Below are 23,964 nucleotides of genomic sequence, written 5' to 3'. Positions count from 1 at the left end.
GAATCGACTCAAATGATGCAATCTAAGCTGCTAATTCAACGACGAGTACAGCCTTTTCTTGCTCGATTAAGTAAAGACAACGTAATCCTATTTGGGCTGTTGGCCTTTTTGTCTGTGTTCATGACGCTGTTTATCCTGATGCCACTGTGGGCAATGTTGAAAAAAAGCGTTCAGAATGCAGACGGAGAATTTGTAGGATTACAGAATTTCGCAACGTATTTTGCTTCTCAAAGCCTGTGGCAGTCGGTAGGCAATACGTTCACGCTTGGGTTGTTAGTGACCGTTGTCGTGGGAGTATTAGCGTTTGGCTATGCCTATGCTTTGACTCGTTCATGCATGCCTTTTAAGGGGCTTTTTCAAGTGCTAGGTTCAGCGCCTATTCTGGCTCCTTCATTGCTTCCAGCGATCAGTTTGATCTTCTTATTTGGTAATCAAGGTATCGCTAAAGAAGTCTTAGGTGGTAACTCGGTGTACGGCTTGATTGGTATCTCACTGGGCCTGATATTCTGGACGTTTCCACACGCCTTAATGATTCTGACTACTTCATTGAGAACCTCTGACGCTCGTCTTTATGAGGCGGCACGTGCACTCAATACTTCATCGCTAAAAACCTTCTTCATGGTGACGTTACCTGCGGCAAAATACGGTTTGATAAGTACCTTGATCGTTGTGTTTACGCTGGTGGTTTGTGATTTTGGTGTGCCAAAGGTGATTGGTGGTAGCTACAACGTTCTGTCTACCGATATCTTTAAGCAGGTAGTAGGGCAACAGAATTTCTCTATGGGCGCGGTGACTAGCATCCTATTGCTATTGCCTGCGTTGCTTGCGTTTACCGTTGACCGCTGGGTTCAAAAGAAACAAAAGAGCTTGTTTGATACTCGCTCCGTCGCTTACCAACCAGAGCCAAACACTCTACGTGATGGCGTGTGTTTACTCTATTGCACCGTAATTTCAGTGGCTGTTGTTATCGTGCTAGGCATGGCGATATACGGATCTATGGTCACTTTCTGGCCTTGGAATAAAACGCTAACGCTAAATAACTATAACTTCGCAGAGATGAGTACTTATGGTTGGACGCCATTTTTCAACTCTTTAACCCTCGGCGCTTGGACTGCGATCATCGGTACCGTATTGATTTTCTTAGGCGCGTACTGCATTGAGAAGGGCAGAGCATTTGGTCCTGTTCGTCAAGCAATGCAGATGCTCAGTGTGGTACCGATGGCCGTTCCGGGTATGGTGTTGGGTTTGGGGTATATCTTCTACTTTAATGATTTGAGTAACCCACTCAACTTCTTATATGGCACGATGGCGTTCTTGGTGATTAATACGGTGGTTCACTACTACACAGTCGGCCACATGACAGCGTTAACCGCATTAAAACAGTTGCCTGAGGAAATAGAAGCGACGGCGGCTTCGGTTAACCTACCGCAATACAAGCTGTTCTTTAAGGTGACGGTACCTGTATGTCTGCCTGCGATTTTAGATATTGCGACATACCTGTTTATTAATGCACTTACCACGACATCTGCGGTAGTATTCTTGTATTCTACCGATACGATACCTGCGTCAGTTTCAGTACTGAATATGGATGATGCGGGACAAACGGGTGCAGCAGCAGCCATGGCGGTGATGATCATGATATCGGCAGCGAGCGCGAAGTTGATTCATATGTTAATCAACAAGTTATTCGAGAAGCGCACCCAGGCTTGGCGTAAACGCTAGCGAACTATTTTATATTGCAGTTGGCCAAGGAGTGGCTGACGACAAGAACAAGAATAAAAGGAAATGAAGTGCAGTACGTAAAAATCAAAGATGTCATCGTAGAGCAGATAGAGTCGGGGATGTTAACACCACGACAGAAGCTGCCTGCGGAGCGCAAACTGGCTGAATCGTTTGATACAACACGAGTTACGTTACGTGAAGCCTTGTCTTCACTTGAAGCGGAAGGACGAATTTATCGAGAAGACCGACGAGGTTGGTTTATCTCTCCAGCGCCACTGCGTTACGATCCAACACAAACACTGAACTTCACTAATATGGCTTTGTCGCAGAATCGTAAGCCGAAAACAGAGTTGGTGGCGGCGAAAGGCATGTTAGCAACCAAGGAAGCAACTAGGCTTCTTGAGCTGCAACCTTTTTCGGATGTTTATCGAGTAGACAGAGTTCGTTATCTTGAAGACAGACCCGTTGTATATGTGACCAACTACATTCGACCTGAGTTGTTCCCTAACTTGCTTGACTACGACTTGTCTAAATCGTTGACGGACATCTACCGTGAGCACTTTGGCGTGGTGTATCAGAAGATCCGTTACCGAGTGAGCACAACGTCTTTGCTTGGCGAAACAGCTCAAGCCCTGCGTGCGACTTCAGGTTCTCCGGCTATGGTGGTTGAGCGTGTTAATTACAATCAAGACGGTGATTTGATTGATTGCGATATTGAATATTGGCGTCATGACGCGATCAGCATTGAGTCGATCGCACAGCTAGAGCGCTAATCGTACGTTATAACGTTGGCATACCTGCAATTATGCAGGATTGCCCAATTGAAACGCTCAAAGGTCTCTTATTCGGAGGCCTTTTTTATCACCTGTTGTCAGCCGTTGTGCTAATTCATCAATAATTTAGGAATGAAATGGAATTCTCTGCCATTGTCATCGTGATCATTTCGGCTCTGCTTCACGCGGGTTGGAACGTTCTAGGTAAATCTAATCAAGGCTCGGGCTCGTCATTCTTCTTAGCCTCTGGCTTTGCCGCCGCAGCGATATTGACGCCTTACTTGATCTGGTATGTTCACAGCGTTGGACTGTCAAATATCTTACTTCCATTTTGGCAACTGGTTTTCTTGAGCGGGATTTGCCAAATCATCTATTTGATCGGCTTGGGCGCAGCCTATAAACAGGCTGATATCGGCGTGATTTACCCAATGGCAAGAGCACTGCCCGTGTTGATGGTGGGTTTAGGCACGGTGTTGATAGGCTATGAGCTGTCACCTAATCAATGGTTTGGGTTCACCTTGATTACCTTGGGTTGTTTGTTTGTACCACTTAAGCAGTTTTCAGATCTTAGGTTAAAAGCGTATCTCAACCTTGGCGTACTGTGGGCGTTGATCGCCGCCATCGGTACCACGGGGTATTCCATTATTGATAAAGAAGCGCTTCTGTTACTCGATCCTTTGAGCACACCAGTTATAACTAACAAGCACACAGCGATCTTCTATCTGGGCATTCAGTTTTGGGCGATTGTGATTCCACTGAGCCTGTGGTTGCTCGTGTCGAATCAAAAAATCGAATTTCATAATGCTTGGTTATTGCGTAAAAGAGCAACACTTGCTGGCATCATGATGGCTTCGACTTATGGCTTGGTGCTGTTTGCGATGACCATGACTGAAAATGTCAGCTTGGTTGTCGCTCTAAGGCAAGTAAGTATCATCTTCGGCGTAGTGATGGGGATCTACTTTTTAAAGGAAAAGTGGCACGTTACACGTGGTGTAGGCGTCATGTTTATCATTGCTGGCTTAGTTATCTCACTGACTTAAAAAGAAATTAAACTCTACCTCCAACCTATAATGTGACTTTTTAGTCGCATTGCCCTTATTGATAGCAAACGTTTTACTAATGTTAAAGATGTGATCCTTCTCATAGACAAGGCTGTAAAGTTACCGGTAACATCCACTTCAACGTTACCGGTAACATACAATAACAAGCCGGACTCTGTGAAACTCATAAGGATACCCAAATGAAAGCTCTGACTAAAACGCTGATTGCTGCTTCCCTCACTGGTCTATTTGCTACTTCAGCAATGGCTGCAGACTTTAAACTTAAGATTCAATCTTCAGATCCGTCTGGCGATTTGAACTTCAAGGTTCAGCAGAAGTGGGCCGAGCGCGTAGAAACGATGTCTAATGGACGTATCGACATCGATCTACTTCCTGTTGGTGCTGTGGTTAAGCACACAGAAACGCTAGGCGCGATCAAAATGGGTATCTTAGATGGCCACATCACTGCAACAGGTTACTTCTCTGGTAAAGATCCAGCATTCGGCCTAATTGGTAACATGGTTGGTGCATGGTCAGACACAACACAGCTGCTTCAGTACATGAACTACGGTGGTGGTAATGAGCTAATGACTGAACTGTACAAGCCTTACGGTGTTCAGTTCGTTGGTGCTTCAACAACCGGCGTTGAATCATTCATTTCTAAAAAGCCAATCGACGCTGTAGCGGATCTTAAAGGTCTTAAACTGCGTGCGCCTGAAGGCCTAGTACAACAAGTATTTGCAGCCGCGGGTGCGACTCCAGTAAACCTGCCAGGTTCTGAAGTATTTACTGGCCTAAGCAAAGGCGTAATTGATGCAGCGGACTACACGGTATTCTCTACCAACCAAAAAGCGGGCATGAACGACATTGCAACACACCCAGTTCAACCGGGTTTCCATTCACTACCGCTTATCGATATCTCTATTTCTCAGAAGAAATGGGACAAGATGCCAGCTGATCTACAAACAATGCTGCAAACATCAGTGCGTGACTTCTCTTACGACATGACAACTCAGCTGAAAATGGCTGACCAAGCGGCACTAAAAGAAGCTCAAGCGAACCCAGAAATCACTATCCATGATTGGTCTCAAGAAGAACGTAAAAAGTTCCGTGAAATCGCGAAAGGTCAATGGAAAGTATTTGCAGAGCGTTCTGATAACGCAGGAAAAGTTTACACCTCAGTGACTGTGTTCCTAGAAGAAAACGGCTTACTGTAATTTAAACTTAGTTTACTGACGGGGGAGGGCATTGCTCTCCCGTATTCTCCCAGGATATTTGGCCCATGACAGACAAAACTCCCCATGCCCCAGCTGAAAACGACGAGCAACCAAGAAATGCGCTTGATCGTTTTGTTATAAAGTTCAGTAATCTCGTGAGCTGGTTTTTTATCTTTACTGTATTGATTTCATTTTATGAAGTTGTGATGCGTTACGCATTCGATGCCCCGACCACATGGGTACATGAAACAGCTTCTTTCATCGGTGGTTCTTTATTCATTATTGGTGGTATCTACGCGTTTGCTGCGAATAAGCATGTACGTGTGGTTCTTATCTACGATTCAGTGTCTAACCAAGCACGCAAATATCTTAATCTTGTTCACCACATTGTGGGTTTGGCCTTTGCAGGCATGCTCGCTTATGCAGCTTACTTCACTGCGGAAGAAGCGTGGTTTGCACCATGGGGTGAATTCCGCCTTGAAACATCAGGTTCAGTGTTAAACGCGCCTTATCCTGCGCTGCTGAAAGGCCTGATTTTTGTCGTTTTGTGTGTTCTTGTTGTCCAGTTTGTATTGCACCTAATCCAAGAGTTGATGGGTCTAAGGAAGAATGACGATGTTTGATTTATCTTCTATTGGTATCGCATGGGGCAGCTTGCTCATGCTGGTTATGATGATTGGCTTGCTACTGACCGGTATGCAGCTAGCGTTCGTAACAGGCTTTGTCGCAATTTTCTTCACTCTATGTTGGTTTGGTCCTGATGCCCTGCCTTTGATCGCAAGCCGTACCTACAGTTTTGCTTCTGGTTATGTGTTCCTCGCGGTACCGATGTTTGTATTGATGGCCGCTTTACTAGACCGTTCGGGCATTGCTCGCGATTTGTTTGATGCAATGAAATCTGTCGGCCGTAAAGTTCGTGGTGGTGTGGCGGTACAAACCTTATTAGTCGCGGTTCTATTGGCTTCGATGTCAGGCGTTATAGGTGGTGAAACGGTACTACTGGGTATTCTTGCTCTGCCACAAATGCTTCGTTTAGGTTATGACCGTAAGCTTGCTATTGGTACAACCTGTGCAGGTGGTGCACTTGGCACTATGCTTCCACCGAGTATCGTACTTATCATTTACGGTATGACAGCGAGTGTATCGATTGGAGACCTGTTCAAAGCGTCTTTCTTGCCAGCGTTTATCCTTGCGGGCTGTTACATCGGCTACGTATTGATTCGCTGTAAGCTGAATCCTTCTCTGGCTCCTCTTCCGAGTGATGATGAGACAGAAGAAGATATCGCAAATCAGCCAAGCTACTTCAAGGCTCTGTTCTTCCCACTGCTTTCTGTAGCAACAGTTCTAGGCAGTATCTACACGGGTATCGCTTCAGTAACAGAAGCGTCTGCATTGGGTGTGGTTGGTATCATGATCAGTGCGCTAATCCGTGGTGAACTGAACTTCAGCATGTTGAAAGAGAGTGCCATCGCAACCATGCGTACCTGCGGCATGATCATGTGGATTGGTATCGGTGCAAGCGCATTGGTTGGTATCTACAACCTGATGGGCGGCATTGATTTTGTTGAAGAAACCATCCTTGCGCTCAGTGGCGGTAACGCGACAGTAACGCTATTAATCATGATGGCTATCTTACTGGTTCTAGGCATGTTCCTTGACTGGGTAGGTGTGGCACTTCTAACAATGCCAATCTTCGTTCCGATCATCACTGGCCTTGGGTTCGACCCAGTTTGGTTCGGTGTTGTGTTCTGCCTAAACATGCAGGTGTCGTTCTTGTCACCACCATTTGGTCCTGCGGCATTCTACTTGAAATCAGTAGCACCAAAAGACATCAGCTTAGGTGAGATTTTCTCTTCATTACTGCCGTTCATTGCACTTCAAGTATTGGTTCTGGCACTGGTTATTATCTTCCCTCAGCTCGCGCTTTGGTGGCAATAACAGCGAAGGTTCCTGAGTGAGTTTAACGTTCAGGAACCTATCAATAGCAACACAAGTTTAACTATTAGATTCGATTGTCAGCCCCTGTTTTGGTTGGGGCTTAGGGAAGGCTTGCCTTATGAAAAGCAAAAAAATACTCGTGATGGGCGTATCTGGATGCGGAAAAAGCCTGATTGGCAGCCGTATCGCGCAGGCTTTAGAACTTCAATTCTTTGATGGCGATGACTTCCATCCGCAAAGCAACGTTGAAAAAATGCGTCAAGGTATCCCGCTGACTGACGAAGATCGTCAAGGATGGCTAGAAACACTGAATAAGCAATACATCGAACAACCAAGTGCTGTGATTGCATGCTCTGCATTGAAACCTCAATACCGCGAGATTCTGCGAGAGAACAATGAAGACTTAGTGATTGTTTACCTTCAGGGCAGTTTCGATACGATTTGGAATCGCCATAAAGCTCGTGAAAACCATTACTTTAATGGTCAAGAAATGTTGAAAAGCCAATTCGCAACCTTGGTTGAACCTGAGCTAGATGAAGCGCTATTTGTCGATATATCGCAAGATGTTGAGCAAGTCGTAGAAAGTGCACTCAAACAAATTAAGCAGATAGGTTAAACCATGACTCAGATAAAAAATGACATCGCGATGATTGGTTTAGGCGTGATGGGCAAAAGCCTTGCGCTCAACCTACTGGATAACGGCTTTAACGTTGCTGGCTTTGACTTGAATACAGACAATATTGATCGCGCCAGTTTAGAAGCAAAGCTGCTTAATGAATCGTTTACTGGTAAAGGTCAGTTCACACAAGGGACTAGCCTTGAGCATGTGCTGCAAGGGCTAGCGAAGCCGCGTGTAATCGCTTTGTCGGTTCCTGCTGGAAAACCTGTCGATATCGTCGTGAATAGCTTGCTTGATGCTGGCTTAGAAAATGACGACATTGTTATCGATACGGGTAACAGCCTTTGGACAGATACCGAGGCGCGTGAAGTGAATTACAAAGGCAAACTGCGCTTCTTTAGCACCGCCGTTTCTGGTGGTGAAGAAGGCGCTCGTGTTGGCCCTGCGCTCATGGCCAGTGGCGACCAATCAGCTTGGCAGTATGTAAAGCCGATGTGGGAAGCGATTGCTGCTAAAGTGGATGCGAATGGACTACCGGTTGCTCAGTTTGAAGCGGGTGAAGCGTGCGCGGCGTATGTTGGTCCTTCTGGTACAGGGCACTATGTGAAAATGGTACATAATGGTATTGAATATGCCGACATGCAGCTTATTTGCGAAGTGTACCAGTTCATGCGTGATGTGCTTGAAATGCCAGCTCAAGAGATTGGACAAGTCTTTGAACAATGGAACAACGGTGTACTTAATAGTTACCTGATGGAAATCAGTGCCGATATTCTTCAACACGAAGATGTTGTAACGGGTAAGCCGTTCGTTGAGGTTGTGCTTGATAAAGCAGGGCAGAAAGGCACGGGTTTGTGGACGGCAGTTAACAGCCTTCAAGAAGGGTGTCCAACCCCAACCATTGCTCAAGCGGTTTATTCACGCGCGATGAGCGGCCAAAAGTCACAGCGAGTTCAGGGTAGTAAACTCTTGAAAGGCAATATTGTGGATAAGAGTCAGCTGGATAAAACAGAGGTTATTTCTGAGCTTCACGATGCCCTATATTGCGCCAAACTGTCTGTTTATGCCCAAGGTTTTGATTTATTGAAGACAGCGTCAGACAAAGAGGGTTGGAATCTCGATTTCACTCAAATTGCTAAGATTTGGCGAGCGGGTTGTATTATTCGTGCCGCTTTCTTGCAAAGTATCACATCGGCTTACCAACAAAATAGTGAGCTAGCGAATCTATTGTTTGATGAGGCTTTCATCAAACAAGTGGAAGAGCGCGAGTTGGCTTGGCGCATCGCGGTAGCGAACTCAGCTCTGTATGGTGTGCCGATGCCGGGAATCAGCTCTGCTCTGAGTTACTTCGACTCATTACGTTGTGAGGTGTTGCCTGCAAATCTGCTGCAAGCGCAACGTGACTATTTTGGTTCTCATACTTATTCGCGAGTCGATAGAGATGAAGCTGAAAAGTTTCACGTGACTTGGAGTCAGTCTCCAAGAGCTGAAGTAAAAGTGAACGCTTAAACAATCAATAACGCCCTCAAATAAGAGGGCGTTATTTTTATTCGTTTTAAACCAAAACAAACATGTCGAACAATGTTGAACAAATCTATTAACTACTGACGTCACCATAACGTATGACCATCATCTCAACATGACTATCATAGGTTGCGCACCTTTGGTTGTGGGGATAATAGATTCCCTTGATTACTTCATGGTTGTTATAGAAAAATTTTCCCCAAATTGAAAAGATGTTTAATGATTTCGATTATTACAATAATGCTGGAATAGAAATGCGTTCAATTCTTTCGCGTTATGGTTATGACGGGACTGTTTTATTTCAAAAGGTCATTCCTTTTCCGAACTTGTTTACTGGCGCACATTACTTCCCCTCAATTTATGAATACTTACCCGTAGAGTCTTTGAAAGCAGCAAGCGCTGTAGTTCAAGAGAATATCAAAATAATATATAGTAAATTTGCAAATTGTAGTGAGGTTGTAATGAATGTAATGCTATTTAGTAACGGTAAGTTACCAGGTGACACATCACTTTTAGAGTATGGTAAAGAGTGGATTCGTCCAATGATGGAAAAGACTCAGCCTAAAAAAATGTTGTTTATTCCATTCGCAATGATTCGAGGGCAATACTCAGATCGCATGCAGCAATTGCAGCAAGTGTTCGATGAATATGATTGCGAAGTGGTGAGTATTCATGAAGCCGAAGACCCAGTGCAAGCCTTGAAAGAGGTTGATGGTATCATCATTAGTGGCGGTAATACGTGGGTACTTAACCGTATGCTTCACGACCTAGGCTTGGTAACACCGATGCGTGATGCTGTGATCAACAAAGGTAAGCTGTTTATTGGTTGGAGTGCGGGAACAAATGTCGCAACCCCAACGATCCGTACTACTAATGATATGCCAATTGTCAGTGCTGCTATCTTGCCTGCGCTTAATTTTGTGCCATTTCAGATTAACCCTCACTATATAGAAGCATCCATTTCTGGGCATATGGGCGAAACACGTGATGAACGTATTGAAGAGTTCTTGTGCATGAACCCAAGTGAAGTCGTTGTTGGTATCCCTGAAGGGACGATGCTGCAAGTGTGTGAAGGAAAATTAACGTACCACACCGCGACAGGCAAGCCAATGAAGCTCTTTAAGCATGGTCAACTTGCTGAAACGTTCACGGCGGACAGCGATCTTGCATTCTTGATGGACATCGGTTGCTAGGTAACGAATAGAGACAGGCTACTGCCTCTTAATAGGGGTTGGCTATGTACGCAATTGCAATGGGTTAAACCAAGCCCCAATCTTGATCATCCAAGGTTGGGGTTTTTAATACGTAATATACACATCAAGTGTAAGTTGAGAACTTATTGAACATCGTCTTCGAAAATAAGTATTGTTAGTTTTATTGGTGGCAAAGCGACGTGTGTGTTTATGATCTGATATCAAGTTTTAGGTGTTTAGTTCTTCTAAAGTAGTCGAAATTCGTTACTATGTTACCAGTAACATTAATCGTAACCATGATGCTGTCAGTATGCTAAGTAAGAAAAAACGTCCCACATTACAAGATGTTGCCAACCTAGTTGGTGTCACCAAAATGACCGTCAGTCGCTGTCTAAGAGACTCTTCACAGGTATCAGAAGCACTGCGAGATAAGATCAGCGCTGCAGTCGACGAGTTAGGTTACATCCCTAATCGTGCGCCAGACATTCTTTCTAACGCAAAAAGCAATGCTATCGGTGTTCTTGTTCCCTCGTTAACTAACCAAGTTTTCGCCGAAGTTATCCGTGGCATTGAACAAGTCACCGCGCCTGCGGGCTACCAAACCATGATTGCCCACTATGGCTATAGCGCTGAACTGGAAGAGCAAAGCATCGCTTCGCTACTTTCTTACAACGTTGACGCGATTATCCTTTCAGAAAATGTGCACACTGATAGAGCGCGTAAAATGCTGCAGACTGTTTCTATCCCTGTGATTGAAATTATGGATTCGGTGTCTCCCCGTATTGAACAAGCGGTGGGCTTTGATAACTTTGAAGCGGCTAGAGCGATGACCAAAACCATGATCGATCGAGGGCGTACCAATATCGCTTATTTGGCTGCTCGAATGGATGAACGTACTCGCTTGAAAATGGCGGGATATGAGCATGCGATGCAAGAAGCCGACAAAACGCCAGTAACGCTGCAAACGGAAGACGCGTCCTCGTTTACTTTAGGCGCAAAACTGATTGGTGAGTTACTTGATAAGCATCCTGAAGTGAATGGTATTTTCTGTACTAACGATGATTTGGCCATTGGTGCTTTTTACGAATGCGTACGACGTGGTATTCAAGTACCCGAGAAGATGGCGATTGCGGGTTTCCACGGACACGACATCACAGTGGCGATGACGCCGCGTTTAGCGACTGTAGTAACACCAAGGGAGCAGATCGGTAAAGTCGCTGCACAGCAAGTTGTAGCGCGTCTACAAGGCAACAAAGAATGGGTGGCGAAGCTGGATCTCGGTTACGAGATTGAAGTGGGAGAGAGTATTTAATCTTACACTTCGGCTTTGCTCTTCATTGGATTCAAACTAAAACGCCCTTAACGAGATGAACTTCGCTAAGGGCGTTTTTATTTATCTGGCAAAAAGATGTATGTAGTAACAGACTTAACCCGCTAAAGCTTGAGCATCTTGTTGCTTCAACACTTTGTGGCCGTCTTCAGTGACGCCACGTTTCCAGTAGCTGCTGATGTAGATGTTCTCTTTCGCGACTTCTTTTTCGTTGCGGAAGTATTGTCTCAGCTCGCGCATGCTTTCAAACTCACACGCTGCCCAAATTGAAACCTGACCGTCTAACCATTCTAAATTGCGAACCGTTTGTGAAAGTGTTTCTTCAGTTTCATCTTCAATCAACCAAGTGACTTTTATACCTTTAGGTGCTTCAAGCGTTTGTTTATCTGCTGCTGAATTGATCTGGATGACGGCGTGACCTATTGCGTGCTCTGGAAGCGATTTTACTTTTGCAGAAAGCGCAGGTAGGGATGTCATGTCTGCAGCTAAGAAGAACCAGTCTGACCCTAGGTTAAGTCCTTGAATTAAACCTGGGCCAGCCACTGAAACTGTGTCACCCACTTTCGCGTTCATTGCCCACCTTGCTGCAAAACCACACTGCAAATCTGTAGTGATGTGGCGAACGAAATCAACCTCAATAAACTTCTCTGAAGGGTTGTACTGACGAACGGTGTAAGTGCGCATGGTTGGGCGCTCACCTTCGTTCAGTTGGCTTAAATCAGTGGTGCCGAGTGGCGAGAACAAAAGTTTGATGTAGCCGCCGGCACATTCGGTTGGATACTTACTTAATCCTTCACCGCTAAGCGTTATACGCTGCATGTTCGGTGTAATGGTTGAGGTTTGAGTAACAGTTAATGTGATAGGGCTAGGCTTGCTCATATAAGGCTCTCTTAGATTGTGATTTTTACATCATAATCCCGAACATAAAAACACTCAATAATAATAGTTATCATTTAATGATGGCTGACGACTTAATACTCGACTGTCAGCCATCATATTGATGTGTCTAAATGAAACTCAGAGGTTCTACTTTAAATCTTGGTGGTTATTCCTCGTATGCACTAAATTTTAGAGGTGTTTGTTTTTAAAATACCATTCAATTTAGTACCGAAACGACTAGGAAGCTTCCATTTAATTAGCGCTCCAAAAATAAGTAAAAGAGCAACAAGAGGGTCGATGGCACCTCCGGACTTTCCGCCTCCACTTTTCGCGCCAATAATATTGATAACCGTTGTTGAAGATGCGTGCTCACCAGATTTGTCTTTAACTCTTAATGTGACCGTTTTTTTGCCGCCAGTTTTAAAACTATGAGAAGGTGTGGCTTCTTTGCTCACCGTTCCGTCGCTAAATGTCCATAAGTAGCTAACTGGAGTAAATCCATTGGAAGAGCATGAACGCTGAGTTAATTGGAGCTTCTCCCCAACTTTTCCACTTTGCTGGCTGACTATATGTACGGAGGGTTTACCTGTACTCAAATCAATTTTGTCGCATTGCCATTGTTCAAACTCAGCTTGAAATTGAGTTGCCCATCGATCGACTATCTTTTTATAGCCTTTCCAATCGCCTGTTCTGGTTTTGATGAGCATTTTATTAACCTCATCTTTATGTTTTTCAAGCATGAATCGAACGGCTAAATACCCCCAGTAATAAATGCGGTCAAGATTATAATTAACGTAGTTTGATTCAAAAACAGCACTGAGCGTATAAGTGGATCCGTCTTGTAGCGTGGATATTGCATCTGGGTTTGCATCTGATTTACTGATGTACTCAGCTAATCCCTCTGCCCACCATACCACTGGTTCTGTCGGGGCGGTAAATGAGCCATGTAGATTGTATCGACCGTCAAGATAATGGATGTATTCATGTTCTAAGTTCCATACTTTGTGAGCGTGTTTGGTATCTGGAGACTGATAAGCAATAAATTTTGCAAGGTTTCCAACTTTGCTAGGGGTTCCCTCCAAATACATACCACCATTATTGCTATCGATACCAAAGAGCAACCTGGCGTATTTCTCATATTCATTAACTGATTTGAATGCATTGACCTGCAAGCGCGTGTTGAGATCGTTTTTTACAGGGGTGCGATTGGTTTCAAGTTGAGAGTGGAATTTTATCTCGTTGTTTTGAAGGTTTTTACATGCGTTCAACACCTGATCTGTATTCATAGCTTGAGATACAACGGTGATGTTGTTTTGACAAGGCGATGAACGTGTAAATACCTTCCCATACAACCCTTTTTGATAATTGCAGACATTAAAATCACCACAGCGTTTGTAGAAAGAGACAACTTCAGCAGCGGCTAGCCATACAGAGCCACCATCCCCAACTTGAGGGTAGCTTGAAAATAGCTTTTTTAAATAATTGTCCACTATTGGTGTTATGGGGGTATTCTTTATAGAGCTTAGTCGAGCGAGTTCGCGTGCTGCGTTGGTTAATAGTATTTCTTCTTGGGTCCCAATTAACGAGGTTTGAAGCGAGAAATCACCTAAGGCGTGGGCGAGGTCAGTCTTCTGTCCAATAATATTTTTATACGGCGCGTATGATAGGCCTCGATACAGAAGGTAAAAAGTACCATTCAGGGCATTTCTCATTTGTGCAGATTTGGCATAGCTCCTGTCCCAGCGCTTAAGCCACTGCGTCGCAATATCTATGTACTCATGTTGAAGCTTTGCACTGTCCATTAGCGTTATTACTTCTGTGAGTACAGTGCCATGTTCATCACTATTGTTATAAAAATGGCCATTACTCACAAAGCTATCAATTGCCAGTTTGGCTGCTGCTTGCGCAGATTTAGTGTACGTAATCTGCTTGTTATAAAACTCAACGTAATATCCGATTCTCATAAAATAAAACAGAGTTGCAAGGTGCGAATCACCTTTGCCAAGATAGTTTTGCGATAGGTTCGCTGCTTGCGCCGCTGCTGCAAGTACATGCTCTTGCGTATAAATTTTGGTTTCTAATGTTGTACCTATATCTTGAAAGTTATTGATACAGTCATAACCTTGTCGTTGAACTTCTTTTAGAAACGCTTGGCTGTCATGAGTGATAAGCTTTTCGATATCACAAGAGGGAGAGCCACTTCGTGATATTTGTTTGGGGGTTGTTAGCTTAGTAGGGGAGAGTGGGGGGGGTAATTCGCTTTCTAAACCGTGATGTAATTTGGCGAATGTGGATGATGCGAAACAGATACTCACAATAATGGTGAGCAAGTACTTGATTTTCATTACTCTATCCTCTGACTAAATTTTCCTTCCTCCAACATATAGGTAAGTCATAGGATATGAAATATACAGAATGTAATGGTATGTAATGCATTTCATTACCTTTCTATAGACAACCAACATTCGACAAGCTCAGGATACTGACGTTGTGTTTACTGGGTTCGGTGGCTGTGATTCCTGAATATGTAATTACTTCTGGGGATCTGAGTAGAAAAAGCCCTTTAGAAAACTAGAGGGCTTGAAGTGTTATAGCTATTTAACGTGAGCAGAATTAGCTGTTTGCTTGCTCTAGTTCAATCGTCTCATCTGCGGCTTTCGCTGCGTCTAGCATCTTACGAATAATGAACGATGCTGCCATTGCGATACCCACCATTACAACCGCTAGAACAGTCAGCATTTGGAAGTAATCACCGTAAACCGTTTGAACGATCTCTTGTGTGATATCTTGGCCTTTCTCAAGTGCAATAGACGTTGAGAATACGGCACCAACAATACCTGACATTGCGATTGCTACAGAGAATAAGCTTACTGAGAAGTTCTCGATGTGCTTAGGTGCAACAGACAGAATGAAGGCTACAACCATAGAACCAACAATAACTTCACCAAATGCTAGGAAGAAGTGGATTGCTAAGAACACTTCAGGGCGAATCAGAATGTCTTCACCTACGGTCGTTACTGCCATCGTTAAGATACCGAAAGCGATCGCCGTCAGAATGAAAGAGAAACCTACTTTGGTTGCGGTAGAGAAGTGAATATTTTTCTTTTCTAGCTTAGAGAAGATACCCGTAATAATAGGGCCTGCAACCATACACCAAAGTGGGTTCATTGCCATTGAAGCTTCCGGGGCTACAGGGATGAAGCCGAGTAGATCGCCACGCATTGTGTTGATCGCTACCATTGTCATCGACGTCATCATTTGGCCGTAGTACACGAAGAAGCATGTCGTCAGAAATGTGATGATTAAGATAGTACCCATTTTCAGCATGTCTGATTTCTTCGATTTCATCATCAAAGAGACAAAGTAGATGATTGCTGCCGCGCCGATCGCGTAAACGATGTTCTGACCAATATCCATGTTAGAGAACATGAAAAATACCAAGCCAATCATTGCAGCAGAAAGACCGAGGAACGCAGCCCAGTTTTTTGTGCTAACTGGTTTTTGGTCGATTTCAGCACTTGCTTCAACAAGGCCTTTGCGAACAAAGAGCATCATCAGAAGTGCAGCACCTGCTAGAACACCTGAAAGAAGGAAGCCACCGTGGAAACCGACAACTAGCACTAGCATTGGGAACAGGTATTGACCTAATAGAGCACCAATATTGTTTACTGAGTAGTTGATTGGGTAGCAATTTTCGAAATCTTCTTGAGTTTTGAACGTGCGTTTGTAAAGACTTGGGTAAGAAGGGGACATCAAACCACGCGCATAACTCGCTAAAGCAATACCACATAATGCCATTGGAACATTAGTCGCTGCGGCACCGAGTACCAGTAGACCGTAACCACTTGCGAATCCGAGAAAGGCAATGGTCAATGATCGGTATGCGCCTAAAAATTTGTCGGCGATGAAACCGCCTGCGATAGCAAATAGCGGTCCGATTGCAGAGAAAGCACCAACAACCATCATGGTGTCGGCTTCGTTGTAGTTCAGATCTTCAAGGAAGAAACGAGTCAAGATCACCATGACGCCATAGAACGAAAGTCCGAACATCATTTGGCAGAACATCATTGATTTGTTTAATCTATTCCACATTATTTTATTCTCACATTTGTGTTGATATGTAGTGTAATTACCCAATTATAATATCATTAATAGCAATACATAAAATGAAACATTTGCTGTGTTCGTTACTTTGCTCTCTATATCTTTTCTTATCGGGCGATTCATTTTTCTCATGCATTAAATATGCAATATTAGATTTTGCTGGTGGATGGTTGTGTAAATGTCGGTCAGATTTATTTGTTGCTAATCCGCAAGCCAAATAAGGAAAGTTACAGGTGGTAATCTTGTAAAATATTCAAGTGAGCATCACTTTCAATTAGCTGTTGGATTTTAGCCAATAAAAAGCCAGCTTGGTGGCTGGCTCTGTTTGGGTATCGAAAACGACGTTTACGAGAATGCTGTCTCTACAGCGGCTTTCTCGACTCGTGTTCTTAGCGGTTATTCACAAGGAGGAGCCATGTGGATCACGGCCAAGCCACCTAAGGACGTTTCACGGTACTTTTTGTTCATGTCTTTACCTGTTTGGTACATGGTTGCGATAACCTTGTCTAACGAGATAAGACACTTACTGGTGCGTTTCAGCGCCATACGTGATGCGTTGATGGCTTTCATTGCGCCCATTGCATTGCGCTCGATACATGGCACTTGAACAAGCCCACCGATTGGATCACATGTCATACCTAGTGAGTGTTCCATAGCGATTTCAGCTGCGATGCAGATTTGTTCGTTGCTACCACCGCGTAGGGCGGTTAAGCCTGCTGCAGCCATTGATGAAGATACGCCAACTTCGCCCTGACAACCCACTTCTGCACCAGAAATCGAAGCGTTGGTTTTGTACAAGATGCCAATAGCGCCAGAGACTGCTAAAAAGTCTTTCAACTGCTTGGTGTCTAGCTCTTTGATGAAGCGGTGGTAGTACATTAGTACCGCAGGGATAACGCCAGCCGCTCCGTTAGTTGGCGATGTTACGACTTGTCCACCCGCAGCGTTTTCTTCACTTACAGCAAAGGCAAATAGGTTAATCCAATCCATGATCTCCATTGGATCGTTTTCAATCGAAGCATTGGCCTCAAGCTTTTTCAAAAGAGCAGGGGCTCGACGCGTCACTTCTAGACCGCCATCTAGTATGCCTTCGGTGTCGAAGCCTCGCTGCATGCACAGAGACATCACCTTCCAGATTTGGTCGGCTTTCTGGTCAATCACGTCCATGCCTTGAAAAGACACTTCATTGCGCAGGATTAAGCCACCAAGGCTAAGCCCTTGCTGCTCTGACAATTCAAGTAGTTGGTCGGCAGAAGAAAAAGGGAACTCAACTTGTGTTTCTGCTTCTTGCTTGCCGTTTTGTAGCTCATCAGCGGTTGCAATAAAGCCACCACCAATTGAGTAATATGTTTCCATCTCTAAAAGACTACCGCTTGCGTCAAAAGCAGAGATGGTCATGCCATTTTCATGCAGCGGAAGATTGGTTTTATGGAACAGCAAGTCGCTTTCTACGTCGAAGTGAATTTCATGGTTACCGCTAACCAGTAGAGACTTATCTTCAATTGCTTTACGCATTGCTTTGTTAGCACTGGTAATTTTAATGGTGTCGGGGCGGTTGCCGAGTAAACCTAATAAGGTCGCTCTGTCTGTATGGTGACCAATACCCGTTAATGACAACGAGCCGTATAAGTCGATTTGAATACGCTCTACTTGTGTAAGCTGAGCATCAATTTTTTGGGTAAAGTTAAACCCAGCGATCATTGGTCCATTTGTGTGGGAGCTGGACGGTCCAACCCCAATTTTGTAGATATCAAAAATAGACAGCATAGTAACTTCCTGTGAAGACGGTTCGATGAACGAACTCTGTGTAAAATTTGTATTTCGTTAGTTCCACTTCTTTGGGTGAAGCAGTTCTTTGGCTGAAACAGCTCTTTGGCTGAAACAGTACTTCGATTGAGCTGGTTCTTTGCTTTAAAGGTCTCTTTTATTGAAACTCGTGTTAACAAGCATAGAGCGATGAAATACAAGAGCGTGCTATGTTTGCTTTAAAGCGACACGTCTATTCTTGTATGACCCGAGATGTTGCTATCAATAGTGAGCATTATTGAGAGCAACATGTAAGAATTTCAAAATACTTTTGTTAATAAGTATTGTATACATAATTCACTCCATCTAATCACTAAAACGAGACTTGAACATAAAATGAGCATTATTCACCTCCTTATTGTGCTAGGTAAGCGACTTAATGAGAATAAATTGACTAATGAAGGAATCAGTCGAGTTGATGCTTTAGTTGAGTATCTGGCTGGGCCTTTGGCTGAAGAGTCGAACCAGCAAACGGCTGTGGCGTTCTGTGGTGGGGTGACACAAGGCCAAACCGTTTCTGAAGCCGATATGATGCACGAGTATTTTCGAGAGCTTGAAAATCAACGTGAGTATCCGTTTCCCATAGGGGCGGTTTTACTTGAGCAGCATTCGACAAATACGGTTGAGAACATTCAAAACTTGGCCTCAGAGATGATTGAAAGTGGGCTGTTTACACGCGGGCAGAGTGTGACGGTGACGTTCGTTTCTAATGACTACCACTTACAACGTATCTTCGAGATTCAATCGCTGATGGACGAGCAAGGTTTGCTTAAGGTTTTGGTCGAGAAGTGCTCTGCACTTGGGGTGGAACTACAAATAGATCCTCAGCGAGAGGCTCATGTCGCAGTGCCATACCCTCATCAAACAGAGCAAGGGCAATTGTTTCTGTTAATGGATGCTCTGACGACCTACCGAGTCTATCTTGAAGGTGTCTCTGTGGGTGCATTTAAGAGGGATTTGGATTCAGTAAGACGAGAGCCAGAAAGGTTGTCTTTGGAAGCCTTGTTAGCGGCAAAGGAGTTAGTCGGGCGTTCATCTCATTTTGATATCGTAGAAAGCTTGCTTCCAGTGTTGGAGACCTGCATCCAAAATACCCCAGTCGGAATCGACATAGAAATAGTTAAGGAGTACCTAGCATTGCTCGATACTAACCTGACTTTATTGAATCGTTATTTAGATCCAGAATCAGATCACACACATCGCTGGTGGAGATAGCGAAAACACCAATATTAGTAATACAGGTAGGTAGCCAAAAGGTGCTTTGTGTATGAGGGTGATGTGTGTACAAAGTTGATGTGTATAGTAAGGTAAACCGACCGCTCGATAGCGAACAGTTTACCTAATGTCATGTCATTTGACAGGGTGGCATTAGTGAAGGGTCAACGTCGTGTATAGGTGTGACGTCAACAGTTCACGATGTCGCAGCTTAGCTTTCTTCTTTTTGCTCATGGTTGTTGCGGTAGTATTCCCACTGTTCGATACGTTCACCGTCATCAAATACACAATAAGTAGTGCGTTGATTGTTTTCAGTTACGGTGTCTAATTCACCATCTTGTTGAACACAATAAACCGCAGCTGGGTTAGCCACTGAAACACGTTGGCCTTCGCTATATTCTGCATAGTCGTTTGCACAACCGCCCAACACAACGGCAAATACAGCCATCAAACCAATTTTCTTCATGTTTATCTCCTACGTGATAACTCTATAATCGAATGCGTTAAGTTCTACAGAACCAGATTAGAAGCTCTATGAAACTAGTATATTTTAGATTTCAGAAAAGGTTGTTCTAATTTGGTCAAGATATTGAAATAGGTTGATATTTCGCTATTTTTAACTGCTTTTTGAGTGTTTGATCATGCTGGCATAGCTGGTGCTCTAACAGGAACGGTCTCTGTCAATAAAGTGCTACTTGATGGTTATTTCTACTAGATAGCAGTGGGGGAACAGCGATCAAAAGCAGAGGTTATGTGTTCTTTCAGGGGACGGAGAACGTCGAATCTATTGATGATTATGATATGATGCCGCCAAATTCAGTAGAGCAGTCAGAATCATGAGACACCTAAAAACCACTATTCACCCTGATATCGATCACCTAGACAATAAGACGGTATATAAGCGCAATGCTGCACGTGCGATTGTGTTAGATGGCGAAGACATTTTGATGCTTTATACAGAGCGTTATCACGACTACACCATTCCTGGTGGTGGTTTGGATGACGGTGAAGATGTGATCGCAGGTATGGTCCGTGAGCTTGAAGAAGAAACGGGTGCGAAGAACATTCACAGTATTAAACCGTTCGGTATTTTTGAAGAGTTTCGTCCTTGGTATAAAGATGATGCAGATATAATGCACATGATTTCTTACTGCTACTCATGCAAGATTGATCGTGAGCTTGGCGAAACAGCTTACGAAGACTACGAAGTGAAAAACGGGATGAAACCGGTGTGGATGAATATCCATGAAGCGATCGCTCACAACGAAAAGACCATGGCTGAGAGCCCTAAAAAAGGCATGAGCATTGAACGTGAAACCTTTTTGCTGCATCTAATCGCAAAGGAAATGCTGTAACCCTTTTGATAAATCAAAACTGTTTAAAAGTAGAATGTTTTAAACAGTTTTGTTCACCATGAACCAACAATAATTCCTCCCTCCTTTAGTTGAGCTAACCCATCGTAATTTGAGTTTTAAGCAAAACGCCTCCAGTCCGTAAACAACCTATCCGTTTCCAACCAGCATAGAACGTTTCTTTATCTAACAGACTTTCAAGTTGACTAACCTCTCATCAAATTGATTCTTATTTTGAAGAAAAGACCGTTTCATTCTGACTGTAATTTCAATGTGGAAAAATAAGTCTTATTTTTCAATGTTATACGGTGATTTTGAAATGATCGGAAACTTGGCTTCTCTTTTGCTTATTTGTATTAAGCAGCTCGCTTTATCGGCACCAACATAATAAACAAAGATGCGAATAGTTTGTTTCAGAGTTAACTGAGACGCTTCTTTAACTTGCCGTTCAGAGTTCACACACTTTTCAAGGAAATCGCTCATGCGAAGAAGAAGTCGAGGTTTACTATGAAATACAAGCAAGTTATTTATCTTATGACGGCCGTTGCCAGTGCCCCTGTCTATGCAACGACGGTAGATTTGGACTTTTCAAATCATGTAGAGGCGACGAACGGCAGCAGTTCCTGGGCTGGGCCAACCTATGATGGATCTTCGATGCACTTCCTCAACGTTGGTACACATGATGGAAAAACAATAGATGCCAAAGTGTCTAGTAGTGTGTTCGGTGATGCGACATTTTTGTTTCATGCTCCTAACTACAAAGTTGGTGCAACACAACCCTCAGGAGATATTGGTTTTCTCTATCAAACTAACTCTGCGGGCTCTGCAGGTCTAACCTATACCTTTGAATTTTATGATGGTACGGATGGACTTTCAGGTACGTTCTCAGTGCCTTATACACTTCCCGAATTTGACATGATTGGCTATGACATTGATGGCGAACCCGTGCAGTCGGAGCAAGTAAGAGTGTTTAAAAGTGAAGGTTTCTACAGTTATCAACTTGGTAGTGCTAGCGCGAGTTTGACGGCGGAAGAGAGTGCCGATGGAACGTCGGTTCTATTCACCGGGCCAGGTACGAACTATTCGGAAACCGACACTTCCGGTGCTGTAAAATTCACCTACAAGAATACCTCGATTGTAACTCTACAATTTGAAACGGTTACGAGCAGTAGCAGTAGTTTCCCCAACCCGATTTTCTCGGCATTTGACGGTAACTGGGACTTATCTGGATTTACTACGCCAATAGAAAGTTCAGATGAATCTGATTTTGGTGACGCTCCTGATAGTTATGGAACGTTGCAGGCGAGTAACGGTGCTGAGCATGCGATATCTTCCACACTGTACTTAGGTGCTAGTGTTGATGCCGATACAGATGGCCAACCTGGTGCATCATCCAACGGCGATGATTTGGATGTTGGCGGAAATGATGATGACGGAATTGCACTGTTGACGAATCTTGAAGTCGGCTTAGACAGTTTAATTAATGTCAACGTTGTGGGGAGTGGTTATCTGCAAGCTTGGGCTGACTGGGATATGAATGGATCTTTTGAGGATGACGAGCAGATATTAAAAAATCATTCTGTTGTAGATGGAAGCCAAGTCGTCCCTATTCGAGTGGGTGATGATGCTGTCGTTGGGAGCGTACAAACTCGATTCCGTTTAGCGAGTAGCCCTAACATTCCGAGTGACGGTTATGTTGGTGATGGTGAAGTTGAGGACTACGTGTTTAACGTTACGGATCCTGGCACAACGGTTCAACATTCGAATTACTATACAGCGGCCTTCGAAGATAATTGGCCAGAAGTTGGTGACTTCGACTTAAATGACGTTGTGGTTTACTACCGCACCACCATTTTAAGTAAAGAGGACGCAGTGCTTCGAATGGATATTACGGGAACCATAATGGCCTACGGTGCTTCTTATGGTAATGGACTGGGATGGAAGCTTGATGGCTTCGATGAGTCAGATGTCGATCTTCAAACGGCTCGAGTGCAAAAGAATGGCGCGACTCGGGTAAATATTTCGCCGTTTACGGGTGAAGACAAAAGTGTTGCATCGCCAGGAGGAGACCTCGTTGTTGTCGCGTCGTTGAACCTAAAAAATGATCTGCCGATTAACGGTGAGTGTATGTTCCACCGCACTAACCCTTCTTGTAGTCCGACTTTAGAAGCTGACCAAATGACGTTCAGTATTTCTCTGCCGTTTGCTTCTGGAAACGAGCCCACAGCGAGTTCACTGATGCCATTAAGTGGCTTCGACCCATTCATCTTTGGTGCGGGAGCGGGTTATTACCATGGTGACAGTTTCTCTACATCGCCAGGGAAAGACTTAGAAATCCATACTGCGGACTTCCCACCAACGTCGCGTGGCACGTTAGTGAGTGATTTCTATGGTATTGCACAAGATGATTCAGACCCGTCTAGTGATAAATATTACCGAACGACACAAAACATGCCTTGGGGTATCTTAATTTCATCACCTTGGAATCATCCATCAGAATACATTGATGTTAGTGAGGTGTACCCCGAATTTGCTGAGTGGGCTACATCAGGCGGTGCTTCAAAACCAACGTGGTACCAAAACCCTAACGCCAACAAAACTTGGTCAACGGAAGATTAATCAGGAGGATTTATGAAAACAATCAAACTAATTTTGAGTGGTGTAGGCTTTGTATTCCTTTCAGCTTGTGGCGGCGGAGGTGGAGGTGATAGTACCGCTTCATCTCCAAGTGCTGTCGCTCCTCCGAGCAATACTACGGCTCCGGTCCCCGTCACTCCTCCGAGTAATTCGACCGTTGGTAGCAATAACGTGGTGACACCTGCTCCAGTAGTGATACCGCAGTCTATTAAATCATCTGAGTTATCTATACCGGAAGGTTTTGATTTTTCTACGGAGAGAGAAGTGTCTGTAAACGTTGACGTAGCAAGCTCGCAAAGTTCTCGAGGTTTTATGAGTATTTATACAGAATTCAATGGTGATGTTGTCGATTACACCTCACAAGTGCTGAGGAGCCCAATCAATCAAGATATTGAGTTCTCTACAACTCTCCTTTTACCCAATCATGTAGATAAAGTATGGGTTGAAGTCTGGTATCCGTCGGCAATGGGAAGTGAAGTGAAACTCCTTGTAAATATTGAGGACGATAATGTAGACGTGATTCTTTAATCTTTATCTTCTACCAAACAACGTTACCGCTATTTAGGCGGTAACGTTGTTTTAGGCGCTTTTGTTGTGAATTTTTCTAACATCGAG

At 44.0% G+C, this 23,964-nt stretch carries 19 protein-coding genes; 14 read left to right on the top strand and 5 right to left on the bottom strand.

The window, feature by feature from the left end; translation table 11 throughout:
* Window positions 1–12: 12 nt before the first annotated feature.
* From ACED59_RS00175 to gntR, 10 genes are all read left to right on the top strand, one after another.
* Entirely contained in the window at window positions 13–1,722 is a 1,710-nt protein-coding gene (locus ACED59_RS00175; protein ID WP_371704956.1) for a putative 2-aminoethylphosphonate ABC transporter permease subunit, read from the top strand.
* A 68-nt stretch (window positions 1,723–1,790) separates the two neighbouring features.
* Window positions 1,791–2,495: a phosphonate utilization transcriptional regulator PhnR gene (gene phnR, locus ACED59_RS00170; protein WP_010428770.1), complete on the top strand. Its 705-nt coding sequence runs from the start codon at window positions 1,791–1,793 to the stop codon at window positions 2,493–2,495.
* Between the two features lie 137 nt (window positions 2,496–2,632).
* Window positions 2,633–3,535 (top strand): EamA family transporter, encoded by a 903-nt coding sequence (locus ACED59_RS00165; RefSeq protein ID WP_017098392.1) that lies wholly within the window; start codon window positions 2,633–2,635, stop codon window positions 3,533–3,535.
* A gap of 200 nt (window positions 3,536–3,735) precedes the next feature.
* Entirely contained in the window at window positions 3,736–4,752 is a 1,017-nt protein-coding gene (locus ACED59_RS00160) for a TRAP transporter substrate-binding protein (protein ID WP_017098391.1), read from the top strand.
* 65 nt (window positions 4,753–4,817) lie between these two features.
* The gene (locus ACED59_RS00155) at window positions 4,818–5,375 is read left to right on the top strand and encodes a TRAP transporter small permease subunit (protein WP_017079674.1); all 558 of its coding nucleotides are present in this window, start codon (window positions 4,818–4,820) and stop codon (window positions 5,373–5,375) included.
* Complete coding sequence (locus ACED59_RS00150; RefSeq protein ID WP_017059512.1) at window positions 5,368–6,690, top strand: TRAP transporter large permease subunit; 1,323 nt, start codon at window positions 5,368–5,370, stop codon at window positions 6,688–6,690. The genes ACED59_RS00155 and ACED59_RS00150 overlap by 8 nt, the downstream gene beginning before the upstream one ends.
* A 118-nt stretch (window positions 6,691–6,808) precedes the next feature.
* Window positions 6,809–7,306 carry a gluconokinase gene (locus ACED59_RS00145; protein WP_009845623.1) on the top strand — a complete coding sequence of 166 codons (498 nt, stop codon included), beginning with the start codon at window positions 6,809–6,811 and terminating at the stop codon, window positions 7,304–7,306.
* A gap of 3 nt (window positions 7,307–7,309) precedes the next feature.
* A complete protein-coding gene (gndA, locus tag ACED59_RS00140) occupies window positions 7,310–8,818 on the top strand; it encodes an NADP-dependent phosphogluconate dehydrogenase (protein ID WP_371704955.1) in 1,509 nt (502 codons plus the stop codon).
* A 476-nt stretch (window positions 8,819–9,294) separates the two neighbouring features.
* Window positions 9,295–10,026 (top strand): dipeptidase PepE, encoded by a 732-nt coding sequence (gene pepE, locus ACED59_RS00135; protein ID WP_029223992.1) that lies wholly within the window; start codon window positions 9,295–9,297, stop codon window positions 10,024–10,026.
* Window positions 10,027–10,336: 310 nt separating this feature from the next.
* Window positions 10,337–11,338 carry a gluconate operon transcriptional repressor GntR gene (gene gntR, locus ACED59_RS00130; protein ID WP_029223991.1) on the top strand — a complete coding sequence of 334 codons (1,002 nt, stop codon included), beginning with the start codon at window positions 10,337–10,339 and terminating at the stop codon, window positions 11,336–11,338.
* A gap of 114 nt (window positions 11,339–11,452) precedes the next feature.
* Here the strand turns inward: gntR and ACED59_RS00125 are convergent, their stop codons facing one another.
* The 4 genes from ACED59_RS00125 to ACED59_RS00110 all read right to left on the bottom strand — a co-directional run bounded on the left by ACED59_RS00125 (window position 11,453) and on the right by ACED59_RS00110 (window position 18,106).
* On the bottom strand, window positions 11,453–12,235 hold the full coding sequence (locus tag ACED59_RS00125) for a siderophore-interacting protein (protein WP_017098387.1): 783 nt from the start codon (window positions 12,233–12,235) through the stop codon (window positions 11,453–11,455).
* Window positions 12,236–12,417: 182 nt separating this feature from the next.
* Entirely contained in the window at window positions 12,418–14,580 is a 2,163-nt protein-coding gene (locus ACED59_RS00120) for a collagenase (RefSeq protein ID WP_017098386.1), read from the bottom strand.
* A gap of 268 nt (window positions 14,581–14,848) precedes the next feature.
* Window positions 14,849–16,327 (bottom strand): peptide MFS transporter, encoded by a 1,479-nt coding sequence (locus ACED59_RS00115; RefSeq protein WP_371704954.1) that lies wholly within the window; start codon window positions 16,325–16,327, stop codon window positions 14,849–14,851.
* A 408-nt stretch (window positions 16,328–16,735) separates the two neighbouring features.
* On the bottom strand, window positions 16,736–18,106 hold the full coding sequence (locus ACED59_RS00110; protein ID WP_017098384.1) for an L-serine ammonia-lyase: 1,371 nt from the start codon (window positions 18,104–18,106) through the stop codon (window positions 16,736–16,738).
* A 375-nt stretch (window positions 18,107–18,481) separates the two neighbouring features.
* On the opposite strand from ACED59_RS00110, the gene ACED59_RS00105 reads away from it, so the two are divergent.
* The gene (locus ACED59_RS00105) at window positions 18,482–19,360 is read left to right on the top strand and encodes a YdcF family protein (protein ID WP_017098383.1); all 879 of its coding nucleotides are present in this window, start codon (window positions 18,482–18,484) and stop codon (window positions 19,358–19,360) included.
* Window positions 19,361–19,571: 211 nt separating this feature from the next.
* Here ACED59_RS00105 and ACED59_RS00100 read toward each other — a convergent pair whose 3' ends face one another.
* Window positions 19,572–19,826 carry a DUF333 domain-containing protein gene (locus ACED59_RS00100; protein ID WP_009845615.1) on the bottom strand — a complete coding sequence of 85 codons (255 nt, stop codon included), beginning with the start codon at window positions 19,824–19,826 and terminating at the stop codon, window positions 19,572–19,574.
* A 370-nt stretch (window positions 19,827–20,196) separates the two neighbouring features.
* On the opposite strand from ACED59_RS00100, the gene ACED59_RS00095 reads away from it, so the two are divergent.
* The 3 genes from ACED59_RS00095 (at window position 20,197) to ACED59_RS00085 (ending at window position 23,877) form a co-directional block, all read left to right on the top strand.
* Window positions 20,197–20,715, top strand: coding sequence for an NUDIX hydrolase (locus ACED59_RS00095; RefSeq protein ID WP_009845614.1), 519 nt, complete (start codon window positions 20,197–20,199; stop codon window positions 20,713–20,715).
* Between the two features lie 504 nt (window positions 20,716–21,219).
* Entirely contained in the window at window positions 21,220–23,331 is a 2,112-nt protein-coding gene (locus ACED59_RS00090; protein ID WP_017098381.1) for an LruC domain-containing protein, read from the top strand.
* A gap of 12 nt (window positions 23,332–23,343) precedes the next feature.
* Window positions 23,344–23,877, top strand: a complete 534-nt coding sequence (locus tag ACED59_RS00085) for a hypothetical protein (RefSeq protein ID WP_017098380.1) — start codon at window positions 23,344–23,346, stop codon at window positions 23,875–23,877.
* The last annotated feature ends 87 nt before the right edge of the window (window positions 23,878–23,964 follow it).

This window comes from Vibrio sp. FF266 (genome assembly GCF_041439695.1).
In the GTDB taxonomy this organism is placed as follows: Bacteria; Pseudomonadota; Gammaproteobacteria; order Enterobacterales; family Vibrionaceae; genus Vibrio; species Vibrio tasmaniensis_A.
Note: the sequence above shows the minus strand (reverse complement) of the source record. Positions and strands in the feature narration are given on the sequence as shown.

Bases quoted from the DNA above. Each gene is read 5' to 3' on its own strand.
- ACED59_RS00175 (WP_371704956.1), top strand. From the start codon at position 13: ATGATGCAATCTAAGCTGCTAATTCAACGACGAGTACAGCCTTTTCTT.
- ACED59_RS00165 (WP_017098392.1), top strand. From the start codon at position 2,633: ATGGAATTCTCTGCCATTGTCATCGTGATCATTTCGGCTCTGCTTCAC.
- ACED59_RS00160 (WP_017098391.1), top strand. From the start codon at position 3,736: ATGAAAGCTCTGACTAAAACGCTGATTGCTGCTTCCCTCACTGGTCTA.
- ACED59_RS00155 (WP_017079674.1), top strand. From the start codon at position 4,818: ATGACAGACAAAACTCCCCATGCCCCAGCTGAAAACGACGAGCAACCA.
- ACED59_RS00150 (WP_017059512.1), top strand. From the start codon at position 5,368: ATGTTTGATTTATCTTCTATTGGTATCGCATGGGGCAGCTTGCTCATG.
- ACED59_RS00145 (WP_009845623.1), top strand. From the start codon at position 6,809: ATGAAAAGCAAAAAAATACTCGTGATGGGCGTATCTGGATGCGGAAAA.
- gndA (WP_371704955.1), top strand. From the start codon at position 7,310: ATGACTCAGATAAAAAATGACATCGCGATGATTGGTTTAGGCGTGATG.
- pepE (WP_029223992.1), top strand. From the start codon at position 9,295: ATGAATGTAATGCTATTTAGTAACGGTAAGTTACCAGGTGACACATCA.
- gntR (WP_029223991.1), top strand. From the start codon at position 10,337: ATGCTAAGTAAGAAAAAACGTCCCACATTACAAGATGTTGCCAACCTA.
- ACED59_RS00125 (WP_017098387.1), bottom strand. From the start codon at position 12,235: ATGAGCAAGCCTAGCCCTATCACATTAACTGTTACTCAAACCTCAACC.
- ACED59_RS00120 (WP_017098386.1), bottom strand. From the start codon at position 14,580: ATGAAAATCAAGTACTTGCTCACCATTATTGTGAGTATCTGTTTCGCA.
- ACED59_RS00115 (WP_371704954.1), bottom strand. From the start codon at position 16,327: ATGTGGAATAGATTAAACAAATCAATGATGTTCTGCCAAATGATGTTC.
- ACED59_RS00110 (WP_017098384.1), bottom strand. From the start codon at position 18,106: ATGCTGTCTATTTTTGATATCTACAAAATTGGGGTTGGACCGTCCAGC.
- ACED59_RS00105 (WP_017098383.1), top strand. From the start codon at position 18,482: ATGAGCATTATTCACCTCCTTATTGTGCTAGGTAAGCGACTTAATGAG.
- ACED59_RS00100 (WP_009845615.1), bottom strand. From the start codon at position 19,826: ATGAAGAAAATTGGTTTGATGGCTGTATTTGCCGTTGTGTTGGGCGGT.
- ACED59_RS00095 (WP_009845614.1), top strand. From the start codon at position 20,197: ATGAGACACCTAAAAACCACTATTCACCCTGATATCGATCACCTAGAC.
- ACED59_RS00090 (WP_017098381.1), top strand. From the start codon at position 21,220: ATGAAATACAAGCAAGTTATTTATCTTATGACGGCCGTTGCCAGTGCC.
- ACED59_RS00085 (WP_017098380.1), top strand. From the start codon at position 23,344: ATGAAAACAATCAAACTAATTTTGAGTGGTGTAGGCTTTGTATTCCTT.